11 protein-coding genes and 1 pseudogene are annotated in these 11,917 nt (G+C 34.2%); 8 read left to right on the top strand and 4 right to left on the bottom strand.

Annotation, left to right across the window (positions count from 1 at the left end):
* Positions 1-48 precede the first annotated feature (48 nt).
* On the top strand, positions 49-648 hold the full coding sequence (locus NST60_RS07720; protein WP_212121055.1) for a methyltransferase: 600 nt from the start codon (positions 49-51) through the stop codon (positions 646-648).
* Positions 649-866: 218 nt separating this feature from the next.
* Positions 867-2,942, top strand: coding sequence for a bifunctional diguanylate cyclase/phosphodiesterase (locus NST60_RS07715; RefSeq protein WP_224427696.1), 2,076 nt, complete (start codon positions 867-869; stop codon positions 2,940-2,942).
* 121 nt (positions 2,943-3,063) lie between these two features.
* On the opposite strand, the gene NST60_RS07710 is transcribed toward NST60_RS07715, so the two are convergent.
* Positions 3,064-3,258 carry a hypothetical protein gene (locus NST60_RS07710; RefSeq protein ID WP_212121051.1) on the bottom strand — a complete coding sequence of 65 codons (195 nt, stop codon included), beginning with the start codon at positions 3,256-3,258 and terminating at the stop codon, positions 3,064-3,066.
* A 134-nt stretch (positions 3,259-3,392) separates the two neighbouring features.
* On the opposite strand from NST60_RS07710, the gene NST60_RS07705 reads away from it, so the two are divergent.
* The gene (locus NST60_RS07705) at positions 3,393-3,623 is read left to right on the top strand and encodes an excisionase family DNA-binding protein (RefSeq protein ID WP_212121049.1); all 231 of its coding nucleotides are present in this window, start codon (positions 3,393-3,395) and stop codon (positions 3,621-3,623) included.
* 71 nt (positions 3,624-3,694) lie between these two features.
* Here NST60_RS07705 and NST60_RS07700 read toward each other — a convergent pair whose 3' ends face one another.
* The gene (locus NST60_RS07700) at positions 3,695-4,006 is read right to left on the bottom strand and encodes a winged helix-turn-helix transcriptional regulator (RefSeq protein WP_169187833.1); all 312 of its coding nucleotides are present in this window, start codon (positions 4,004-4,006) and stop codon (positions 3,695-3,697) included.
* A gap of 143 nt (positions 4,007-4,149) precedes the next feature.
* Here NST60_RS07700 and NST60_RS07695 point away from each other — a divergent pair, with 143 nt between their 5' ends.
* Both NST60_RS07695 and NST60_RS07690 read left to right on the top strand, forming a co-directional pair.
* Complete coding sequence (locus NST60_RS07695) at positions 4,150-5,004, top strand: VOC family protein (protein WP_169187834.1); 855 nt, start codon at positions 4,150-4,152, stop codon at positions 5,002-5,004.
* A 109-nt stretch (positions 5,005-5,113) separates the two neighbouring features.
* Complete coding sequence (locus NST60_RS07690; RefSeq protein ID WP_169187835.1) at positions 5,114-5,953, top strand: STAS domain-containing protein; 840 nt, start codon at positions 5,114-5,116, stop codon at positions 5,951-5,953.
* A 594-nt stretch (positions 5,954-6,547) separates the two neighbouring features.
* Here the strand turns inward: NST60_RS07690 and NST60_RS07685 are convergent.
* Positions 6,548-7,254: pseudogene (locus NST60_RS07685) on the bottom strand (aspartate/glutamate racemase family protein).
* A 257-nt stretch (positions 7,255-7,511) separates the two neighbouring features.
* On the opposite strand from NST60_RS07685, the gene pdxR reads away from it, so the two are divergent.
* The 3 genes from pdxR to NST60_RS07670 all read left to right on the top strand — a co-directional run bounded on the left by pdxR (position 7,512) and on the right by NST60_RS07670 (position 10,872).
* A complete protein-coding gene (gene pdxR / locus NST60_RS07680) occupies positions 7,512-8,930 on the top strand; it encodes a MocR-like pyridoxine biosynthesis transcription factor PdxR (protein WP_341098550.1) in 1,419 nt (472 codons plus the stop codon).
* Positions 8,931-9,005: 75 nt separating this feature from the next.
* A complete protein-coding gene (locus NST60_RS07675; protein WP_224428319.1) occupies positions 9,006-10,046 on the top strand; it encodes a SepM family pheromone-processing serine protease in 1,041 nt (346 codons plus the stop codon).
* 634 nt (positions 10,047-10,680) lie between these two features.
* Positions 10,681-10,872 carry a hypothetical protein gene (locus NST60_RS07670; protein WP_016202241.1) on the top strand — a complete coding sequence of 64 codons (192 nt, stop codon included), beginning with the start codon at positions 10,681-10,683 and terminating at the stop codon, positions 10,870-10,872.
* Between the two features lie 62 nt (positions 10,873-10,934).
* On the opposite strand, the gene NST60_RS07665 is transcribed toward NST60_RS07670, so the two are convergent.
* Positions 10,935-11,633 carry an FHA domain-containing protein gene (locus NST60_RS07665; protein ID WP_224428320.1) on the bottom strand — a complete coding sequence of 233 codons (699 nt, stop codon included), beginning with the start codon at positions 11,631-11,633 and terminating at the stop codon, positions 10,935-10,937.
* Positions 11,634-11,917 lie beyond the last annotated feature (284 nt).

The raw sequence follows: 11,917 nt of genomic DNA, 5'->3' as shown, positions 1-11,917 counted from the left end.
CTAGCATTAGCTTGTCTTCCACTTGCTTTAAGGAAATAGAGAAAATGGGTGTATAAATTGAACTATGATAAATTACTACATATCGAAACGGAAGAGATACAATTTGGATTCAATAAATCTTACCATTATCATCGGTATGAACCAACTCCATATGAGCATTTAGAAAAGTTATTTCATGAATTTCCTCTTCATAAGACAGACTATGTAGTCGATTTTGGCTGTGGGAAAGGCCGCTTAAACTTTTTCATTCATTACTTATTTCAATCTACCGTAACGGGTATTGAAATGAATGAGGAATTTTACCAGGATGCGTTATACAATCTAGAAAAATACAGGAAAAATAGGAAGGTAAGAGAAAGGAAGATAAATTTTCATTTAGGAAAAGCAGAAGGTTATGCTATACAACCAGAAGATAATTATTTCTATTTCTTCAACCCTTTTTCCTTGCCAATCTTTCAAAAGATTATCAGTAATTTGTTATATTCGCTAGAGGAAAAAAGCCGTATAGTGAAAATTATCCTCTATTTTCCCTCAAATGAATATCTATTTTTTATGGATAATCATGCGTTTTTTGAAAAAGAGGCAGATGTACATGTAGGGAATAAGACAGATAAAGACCATTTTGTTATTTATAAATCAATCTATTAATTTACTGGCTTTCTGCCCGTTTTCGTTCTAGAGAAAATGGGTTTTTCTGTTTTCTTTCATTTTAGCGTTTGGAAAATAATGCTAGGAATGAAAGGATTGTCTAAAGTTGATTTATCCTTTATATTCAGTTATATAAGTAAAAAGACATAGGTGAAAAGTCTTTTAAAATTGTAAAATACGTAAATGAGAAGAACAACTGATTCAATGAACTGTCCCTCATGACCGTATTTTTTAGAGGGGAAATTACTATTTTTACATTGCCAAGCGTTGATACCGTAACTTATTTACCAGTGGAATATTCCATTCCTATTATCCTATTATCAGTTGTTATTGCATGTTTAGCATCTTATACATCACTTTCTATGAATGAAAGGATTGTTTATAGTAGCTTTTTCCACCGATACGTATGGTTAGGGTTAGCATCCATTACGATGGGATTTGGAATTTGGTCTATGCACTTTATTGGAATGAGTGCATCGAGACTCCCAGTAGAAATGAGTTTTAATGTCCCATTAACGATTCTTTCGATAGTGCCAGCTATTCTAGCAACCTTTTTAGCTTTCATCCTATCAAGTAAGGCAAGGAATTCTACTAGATTAATTGTATTCGCTGGAATGTTTATGGGGATTGGCATCAGCGCTATGCACTACATTGGGATGAAAGCAATGATTTTAGAGGCTGATTATGCTTATCATTTAGGGTATTTTATTTTATCTGTTTTCATTGCAATTCTTGTTTCATTTTTTTCGTTATTTATTTTTTTGAAGCTACAGCCATATATGAATAACTTTATCGTGAAAGGTATTACCTCTCTTTTGATGGGGATCGCGATATCGAGTATGCATTATACAGGAATGCATGCTGTCAAGTATTATGTGGATTCGGATTTGGAACTTATTCACTCCCATATGCATCACATGAGTATAAAATCAATTATTCTTGGTGTAACAATCGGTATTGTTATTATTCTATTATTGTCCATTTTATCAAGTCTACTGGATCGCTATGTGGATTATCGCCTAAACTATTTTGACGCCTTAACGAAGCTTCCAAATCGTAGACAATTTGAAAGGTTAATTGAATCTTCCACTTATTTAACTGGAATGGCTATTCTTCATATTCACGATTTAAATAAATGGAATAGTAAGTATGGCTATTACTTTGGTGATAAAATTATCACTTATATTGAAGAATTATGTACGAAATTAATGCCCCCTAATGTAGAATTGTTTCGAATAGAAGGCAACCGTTTCGCATTCTTAAGTATGACTAATGAAGACTTAGAGAAATTGCTTGCAGGACTTAATCATTTAACAACTATTTTATCTAGTCCAGTGACAATTGATGATCAAATCATCAAGATAGAAACAGCTATTGCTCTATCTGTTAATGAGAAAAAAATTTCTTCCAAACAAATATATAAAAATGCTGTTGCCGTTTTAACCCATTATTCGATTCGCTATGATAATGAAATTATAAAGTATGATTCAGATAAACATAAACGGACTTTCGCTAATCATCTTGTGAATGAGATAGAGGATGCTCTCATAAAAAAACAGCTATACTTAGTCTATCAGCCTAAAGTATTCCTAAATTCAAAGGAAGTAGCTGGAGTGGAAGCCTTGTTGAGGTGGAAGCATCCTATATATGGAGAGCTTTCACCAGCTGTGTTTATTCCGATTTTAGAGGCGTCTGATAAAATGTGGGAGGTTACCGATTGGATCATTGAAGAGGTATGTAAGCAACTTGCCTTATGGGAGCAGCAAGGTAGAAGCATCCCTATAGCTATTAACATTCCAGGTCCATATGTGACCTCTCCAAGATTAATAAGAAGCTTGACAACCAATGTAGACAAATATGAGCTAAGTCCGTCACTAATAGAGCTTGAAATAACAGAAACTAGTGCTGTTGGTAATATTGAAGGGGCAATTCAATCCGTACAAGCTTTTAGAAGTGCAGGCTTTTCAGTTGCTCTTGATGATTTTGGTACAGGGGTATCTTCCCTATCTTATTTAAAAAGAATTCCAGTCAATACATTAAAAATAGATAAGTCATTTATTGATGGAGTACCTGAATCGCAAAAGGATGGAGAAATTATTAAGGCTATTATTGCCCTAGGGAGTTCTCTGCATTTGAGCATTGTGATAGAAGGGGTAGAAAGAGAAGAACAGATTGAATATTTATCTGCTATTAATGAGTTGCCAATTATCCAAGGCTATTATTATGCTAAACCAATGAATATCGTTGCTTTAGAAGAGTGGGTTTTTCGTTTAAAGGACAATATCAATAAATAGAGAATAAGGATCATCCGCTTCGATAAAAAAAGAAAGGATGATCCTTTTCTTATAGTAAAAAAATTCTAGATAAAAATAGTATGATTGGGGATTAATCGCAGTCTGTGGTGAGCTATGACTGTTATTCTGTAGATAGGTTAATATCTTTAGAGAATACCCCTGTACTTTTTGTATCACAGGAAGTGTTATCTAATTGGATAGATGCTGAACTCGGAGCACTTACTTTTCTAGTTTTAGCGAAGAAAGACTGATAAAATATGAAAGAGAAACAACAAAAGATCATTACTAAAAATAAGCTGTTCAGAACGAAACTCATTTATTCATCCTCCTTTGATTGTGCCGATAATGTAACTATACCGTTTATTAATGAAGGTAGTATAAAGAAAGAGTTAAGTTTAAGTGGAGTCAGTGTAAAGAAGATTAGCAAATCGATAATAAAGAGGTGTTTTTATGTATTTATCAGTGAAGGAAACCGCAGATCTGCTTTCCATTTCAGAAATAAAAGTAAAAAACTTAATTTTACAAAACCAAATCCGGGCCATCTATGATGGAACAGATTATCTTATTAACAAGGAGCAATTTAACACCCACTTTAAACAAGTAGAAACATATAAAAAGTTCGTAGAAGAAGTATTAAATGAACCAATTCCCGAAGATTTGGATATTAAAGATGAGGATTAATTTTTTATAAGTAAATAGGATATATCTTTATTAAACGCTTGGCTTAATGGAGATATACCCTTATATTATGTTTATACTTCTAGCCACGAATGAGACCAATTTTCGATTTCTTTCATAATTGGTTTTAATGAACGCCCTTTTTCTGTTAGCGAGTATTCAATTCTAACAGGAGTTTCAGGGTACACTTCTCTTACCACAATACCTGCTTGCTCTAAATCCTTTAATCTCTCCGATAAAAGTCTTCCGCTTATGCCAATGGAGGATTCTATAGAACAGAAACGTTGAGGACCGTTTAACAGCTGATAAATAATTAAACCAGTCCAGCGTTGGCTTAAAATACTCATTGCTTTTTCAAACCGTGGACAAATTGACGAATGGTTCATTTTACATCCCCCCCTCTTAATAAGTATACAATAATTATTATTTTAAGTAAAAATATTATGAATCGTAATTAGATTACTTTACAATTGTTATTTATTAAATTAAAATTACTTACATAAAGTAAGTAACTTAGGAGGAAGAATAAATGGCATTTCATGACGATTCAACTATTTATGCGAGAACAGTAACATTAAAAGTATCTAATCTTGAAAACTCCCTTTTATTTTATACAGATATAATGGGGTTTTCTGTTGCAAGCAAAGAGAAGAAGAAAGCAGCTCTGTGTGCTGGAGCAGGGGAACCCTTTCTGTTCTTAGAAGAGTTAGAAGAGGTCGAGCCAAAAACGATACGCACAACAGGACTATATCATTTTGCTATATTAGTTCCATCAAGAGAGGATCTCGGTTTAGTATTAAACCATTTACTAGATACAGGATATCCATTGCAAGGGGCCTCAGATCATTTTGTCAGTGAAGCAATCTATTTAGCAGATCCAGACGGGAATGGGATTGAAGTCTATCGTGACAGAAAGGCAATAGAATGGGAGTGGGATGGCGGCCTCGTTAAGATGGATACAACCTATATGGATACAAAAGCGGTTCTTAAGTCTGCTAGAAATGGTCAATGGGGAGGGCTTCCTGAAGGAACTATTCTAGGCCATATCCACTTACATGTAGCGGAGTTAACAGAGACTGTTGATTTTTATGTGAAAGGATTAGGTTATGATATCGTTCAAAAATATGGTTCACAAGCGTTTTTCCTTTCAACAGGAGGATATCATCATCACATCGGTTTAAATGTTTGGAATGGAATTGGTGCTCCAGCTCCAAAAACGAATCAGGTCGGTTTAGCTTACTATGATTTGAAAATACCTAGCCAAGAAAAACTAGAAGAAATAAAACAAAGACTTACACAGTTAGGTGCATTAATTATGCAAAAAGAGGGTAAATGGTACACATCGGATCCTTCCGGAAATACTATTCACTTAACTGTCATTTGAACGTATAAAAGAATTGCTTAATTTCTCTTTTCTTATTAAACTTTTAATTAGATTATACAAAAATTTCAGTTTAAGTATTAATCAACATTTAATAGGGGTGAGGAATTAGTTGCACAATAATGAGGGCGTCTATCAATATTTCATCGACAATACAGAAAGACTAACAGAAGAATGGTATAAAAATCTAACAAAAAATGACCCTAAAGGTGTATATGCATCAACTGATTCATATACAATTGAAACAATAAAGAAGCAGAATAATGATTTTCATCATCGGCTTGCTGGTCTATTTATTAAGGACAAGGAAGAATTCCTTGAAGATATAAAGGACTGGATTTTTAAAATTGCGACCGATCAAGCACACTTAGATACACCTATTCATTTTATTATTCGTGAATTTATTCGAACGAGAGAGCAATATTTTCAATTGATTAAAGAATATGCAACAAAACATCATGTTGGGCAGGAGCGCGTCATTGAATGGAGTCATGGCGTTGTAAAGGTTCTAGATGAAATTATTTTGAAATACACAGAGGAACATCACAATTATTCAAATAGGCAACTAGTAGCACAACAGGAAATGATCAACGAACTAAGTTCTCCAGTCATTTCTTTAAGCAACTCAAGAGCGCTGTTGCCGCTTGTTGGAGATATTGATACAGCCCGTGCTGCTTCTATATTAGAAAATACGATTAAACAATGTGCAGAGAAGAAAGTATCCCGATTATTCATTGATCTATCAGGTGTAGTCATTATTGATACAATGGTTGCCCATCAAATATTTCAACTGATTAATGGTTTAAGCCTAATTGGTGTGAAAACGACGTTATCAGGTATTCGACCTGAAATAGCAACAACAGCTATACAATTAGGATTATCTTTTACAGATATTTCAATTGCTTCCACTCTTTCTAAAGCAATTGAGCAAGATGGTAACTTAAAAAAATAAGTTTATTTTCATTATTAGAAATCAGTGAAAGGAACGAGTGCTATTTTTGAAGTGCGCCCAATTTCTGTGTGCAAAAATTTATCGACTATTATGCATATAGGTGGATAAGGGACAAGTAAATTGTTACTTATTTGTATTTTAGTACGGAAAATTTTGCGACAGGAGTACCTTGTTGGCTCACACAATCTTACAGTTCACTGTAAAAGGGTTTGCCTGCCGTACTTGTTCTCTTTCATCGATTTAACAGTAGTTAATCTATTTTTCAGCTGTTATTAAAGTTGAAATCTAGCATTTCTGCTTCATCTATCAGCCGTTCTTGCGCGTTATAAACATCACTTGTGCTAATAGTGACATTTTCCACAGAGAAACCTACATTGCCTCATCTCGATTTAATACCTCATTAAGTTCTTCTATATAAATATTATTCCAAAGTAATCATTTCATTGTCTCGCTTCCTTTTCACCGAAAGAAGTTAAGCTGTATTATATAGAATTTAGATAAATGTAAAAAACTAGGGTGAAGGTACCCTAGTTAACAAATATTAATTTAAATTTGTTTCCTTCGATATAGGAATGGGAAGGATTTTAAGCTTCTTTATCTTAAAGTTAATTCTTTCGTAAGAGCAAAGGAAACAGCAGCTTTTGCATGTAAAAACGTTGTATCAAATAACGGAATAGAACTATCTTCTTGTTTAATAAGTAAAGGAATCTCTGTACATCCTAATATAACGCCTTCCGCCCCTTGATCGATAAGCTCTTCAATGATTCGCATATATGTTTTCTTCGATTCAGGAAGAATGATTCCTTTGCATAATTCATCAAATATGATGTGATGAACAGATTCTCTATCTTCTTTTTCAGGGACAATCGTTTCTATCCCTTGATCTAAAAGAGCCTCTTTATAAAAGGCATGCTCCATTGTAAACATGGTTCCTAATAAACCAACTTTTTTCAAACCAGCTTCTTTCGCTTTGTTGCCTGTAACCTCTGCAATGTGAAGCAAAGGAATAGATAAGGATGCTTGTACTTCTTTTGCCATCTTATGCATAGTATTTGTACAGATTAAGACGATATCTGCTCCTCTGCTTCTAATGTTTTTGCAGCATTTATCATTAATTCAGTAGCCTTTTCCCAATGACCAGCTTTTTGAAGGGCGACGATTTCTTCAAAGTCAAAGGAATAAAGAAGACATTTTGCGGAGTGTAATCCTCCCATCTGTTCTTTTACGAATGTATTTATATATCGATAGTAATCAGTAGTTGACTCCCAGCTCAAACCGCCAATAAGTCCAATTGTTTTCATGGTAAAACTCCTTTCGAGCATTTTCCCCATGATATCATGGTATACTGGTATAGAGTAGAGCCAGAAATTAAATGCTTTTATAGTACCAGTTAGTCTTTATCCCCCCCTTTACGGAAAGTAAGACTCCTCCCTCAAGCTTATGAGAATACAAGGAAGATAGGTGGGAGCTTAAAGGGCCGATTGGTTCAACTAACCGTTAGTGGGGAGGAAGGAAAAACCCCCACTGATGGAAGTTTCACTTTATTGGAGGATTTCTCATGATCTTTATCACGATTGACCGATCCAAATCAATTTCATTAACTCAGCAAATTTATGATCAAGTTCGTAATGGCATATTGGAAAAACAATTAAAAGAAGGAGAGAAGTTGCCCTCTTCTAGAGAATTAGCAGGTTCTATTGGCGTATCTCGAAATATTGTTCTTGAGGCTTACGAGCGCTTAATTGCAGAAGGGTATTTGGAAGTTAGGCCAAAGTCAGGGACCTTTGTAGCGCAAGGCACCTCTCTTTCTTTTATAGAAAGAACAAAGAGGAAAGATACTCCTAAAAAAATGGCCGAAAACCAGGCGTATATAGATTTTAAAGCTGGCAATCCAGCAATAGATTATTTTCCAAGAAAAAAATGGGCACAATTAACAAAGGAAATTTGTTTACATTCTACTGAAGCCGTCTTTGGATATGGAGATGCATCAGGAATGAAAGAATTAAAGGATGCGCTTGTTGTTTATTTAAAAAGAGTCAGAGGAGTACAATGCAGAGCAGAGCAGATTTTTATCACATCTGGTGCTACTCAAGGTCTTAAACTTATTACGGAAATGCTTGGTAAAGAGAACAAAGCCATTGCTGTGGAAGATCCAGTAACAGATGAAATGAGGAATATATTTACCTTTGCTAATGCGGATATTATTCCTGTGCCAGTGGATGAGAATGGCATCGACCCAAACGGCTTGCCAAAACAGGCACCTAGCTTTGTTTTTGTTATCCCTTCCCATCAATTTCCGTTAGGCGGTATACTCTCTATTCAAAGAAGGCTTCAACTAATAGAATACGCTCAAAAGATGAATTGCTATATTGTAGAAGATGATTATGATAGTGAATTTACCTATGAAGGGGCACCTGTTCCATCTATTCAAGGAATAGCACCGAACCATGTTATTTACGTGGGGACTTTTAGCAAAATACTATCACCTGGTTTGCGGATTGGTTATGTTATATTACCAGAGGAACTAGTCGATTCCTTTGAGAAAATTAAATGGTTTTCCGATCGCCATACTTCCTCGCTGGAACAATTAGTATTAGCGCATTTTATCAGGGAAGGATATTTAGATCGCCATGTACGTAAAATGAAAAAAATCTATAAAGAGAAAAGAGAACGATTAGTTGCAGCTATTCAGCAAAATTTTCACAATGCTACAATTATTGGTAAATCAGCAGGCATGCATCTAGTTGTGGAGATTCCAGGTATAGACTTTCATTCAGCATTAATACATAAAATGGAACAATTTGGCGTGAAGGTATATCCAATTGAACAATATAGTTTAGAAAAAGGAAAGCATAAGGAAAGAATCGTAATGGGATATGGAGGATTATCGTTAGAGGAAATGGAAAAGGGGGTCCACTTATTACGAAGAATGCTAGAGGAGAATGGAAAAGCCTTTTTTAATGGAAAAACTATCTAAAATTCATTCTTTTTTAATGCGATGTATGTAAATATAATTATATATGTAAATTATTATCCTAAGGAGTATGTAAATATGAATAAATCAAGAAAAAGCATCTTTTCAAAAAAGTGGTTAACCATACTTTTTGGGGTACTCATTGTTCTCTTATTTATCCCAACGCCTTATTATTTAAATCAGCCAGGTTCTATTGAAGCACTTGCACCTAAAGTGACAGTAGAAGATGGAACAAAATCAGAAAAGGGAAGTCTTAATTTAACAACTGTTTATTCGATTAAAGCTAATAATCCCTATATATATTTGTACGGATTAGTCGCACCACATACAGAAATCCGCAAAGAAGAAGAAGTAAAAGGAAATCTTAGTGATGCAGAGTACAATAAGCTATTGCTCCACATGATGGATACTTCCAAGCAAAATGCTATTATTGCTAGCCTTCATGAAGCAGGAAAGAAAGTCGAGTTTGACTATAACGGGATTTTCGTTGCCCAAGTATTAGAAAACTCTAAAGCAAAGTCTATTATCGAAGTTGGAGATATTATCCAAAAGGTAGATGGCAAAGAATTTACGAAAAGTACAGAGTTAATTGCTTATTTAAGAGAGAAGCAGGCAGGAGACAAAGTTCAGCTAGAATTTATGCATGGGAAGGAAAAGAAGGAAGCAACTGTTGAAGTAATTGAATTAGATAAAAAGACAGGTCAAGTTGGAATTGGTATCGCTCCTGAAGATAATATGACAATCAAGCCGTCTATTGACGTTGCGATTAATAGTGAAAATATTGGTGGTCCCTCAGCTGGATTGATGTTTTCATTAGAAGTGTATAATCAGATTGTAGAAGAAGATTTAACAAAAGGGTACAAAATTGCAGGCACCGGAACAATGGATGCAGAAGGCAATGTTGGCCAAATTGGCGGAATTCAGCATAAAATTGTCGCAGCACATAAAGAAGATGTAGATATATTCTTTTATCCACGAGATATCATGGAATATGACACAAATGAAAAGGAAATTAAAGAACAAGTGAAAGAAGAAGGATATAAAGATATTAAGATTGTCCCAGTTAGCACATTAAAAGAGGCAGTTCAGTATTTGGAAAAGCTTCCTGAAAAGAAATAATCTTTAGTGTGAGCACCGCCTGCTTTTAAAGACCATTTAAATGATAAAAATTGCTTAGTTAGAATCTCCTTCATTTATTTAAGGAGATTCAGTTTGTCGACAAAAAGATTTTTAGAAACTTACATTGAATTTTCATGTGTTGTTTGGAGAGGAAAGGGGGTGAGACTCCTACACTTCGCCCCAGGAGTCTCAGACTGTCTCGCTAATCCCACAGGAGCGTCCTCTTATTTTCCAGTTATTTAAAATAATGGGTAAAACCACCTGTGATAAGTCTGAAATAAGTTTAAAAAAATTTTTTTATTTCACTAATAATCAACTACAAACGTTGGTATATCAACTTTTTCGGAGGGAGTCTACGTGTATTCCGGCTGCTTTGTATTTCCTACTAATTATATTTCCTTTAAAAAATGATGGAACGAATTGGTTTCACTACTAAATTAGAGATTGTTCGTCTTTATTCATTATACATTTTGTTTTGTCCTGGCCTCTTTACGTCTTAAGAGGCATGTTGCTGTAATCATAGATGATTTCTCCTAAATTTTAGCGTTTAGAAAAGAAGGAAATGGGAAAGGTATATATAGAAGTGGAAAAGTACGAATGGATTGCCGCCACGGCACTTACAAGGAGGTTCACCATGTCAGAATTTATCAATGGTCTTTTTAATATTCTTTATGGAGCTTTTGGAGTGCCTCTCCTTTTAATCGTTCTTATTATTCTTGTCATTGTTGTATCACAAAGAAGAAGAAAAAAGAAAATGAAACAAGAAGATTGGATGGGGCATTCCCCTGTAGAGAAAATTGAAAAAGAGGATGAAAAGAAAAAATAAGGAAGAGCCTAAAAAAGGCGACAAACTCTCTAGCGTTTGTCGCTTTTTTTTGCCAAATCATTTTAAATCACGCTATTTTTTTCATTAATAAAAGAAAGAATATATCCTTTTCCTCTTATGTTTTCAATGCTAATGATAAGCTTCGTTTTTTTGCGTATTCGATAAATGATGGAATTGATTTCTTCATTACTTACATCAAACGTGCCTCCATAATTTTGGCTTCGCTCTGACCATACACATTGAATCAGGTCTTCTTTTGAGACAAATTGATCCTTATTTTTGATAAGAAAATCGATGCATTTAAACTCTTTCTCCGAAAATTTCCACGTTTGATTATACCAGGACAATTCTTGTTTGAGTGGATCGAGATAAAATTCCTTTGATAACCGTTTCTCTATCCCGTCAATAATCGGTATAATATCGGAAGTATCATCCACAATAGAAGCAACAGAAAGTTTAATTAAATCATTTGCTAGTGAAATTTTATCAGAAGCTTTGAGGATGGTCTCTTCGTGTGCATTTAAGCGTCTATGATTTAAAAAAGTTCCGTGCTTACTATTCAAATCCTTGATGTAACATTGATGATCTTTATAATAAATCGCAAAGTGCTTTCGTGATACAAAAATATTGCGAAACAAAAGATCAGGATCCCAGTTTGTCCCTTTTCTACCTGCAATCAAAATCGAGTTATTCAGTGGGATAAAGTCTCCCGCCTCAAATGGCGCCCCCTGTTCGACAATTAAGAATATTGACTCCTTCATATTTTTACTCCTATAAACGAATTATCATAAATGTATCATTCAATATCTATTGATTAATCATTATATTATTATGTAAACTTCAAAAAGAATTCTTCTCTTTTATCATATCAAAAAAACTGGTTGGTGGGTATGATTTACAAATCGGAAAAATCTCATTTTAAACGAATTTTTAAAGCAATAATCTATAACACTAAGACAGAGAAACAAAAGACAAATAAATTAGAATGGAGCCTATTCTCGCTACTAAATCATAAAAAAATTGGAAAATGAGGTGAAAAACCTGC

The sequence above is a fragment of the Niallia sp. FSL W8-1348 genome (assembly GCF_038006745.1).
Taxonomy (GTDB): domain Bacteria; phylum Bacillota; class Bacilli; order Bacillales; family Cytobacillaceae; genus Niallia; species Niallia alba.
This window is presented reverse-complemented; position numbering and strand designations above follow the sequence as displayed.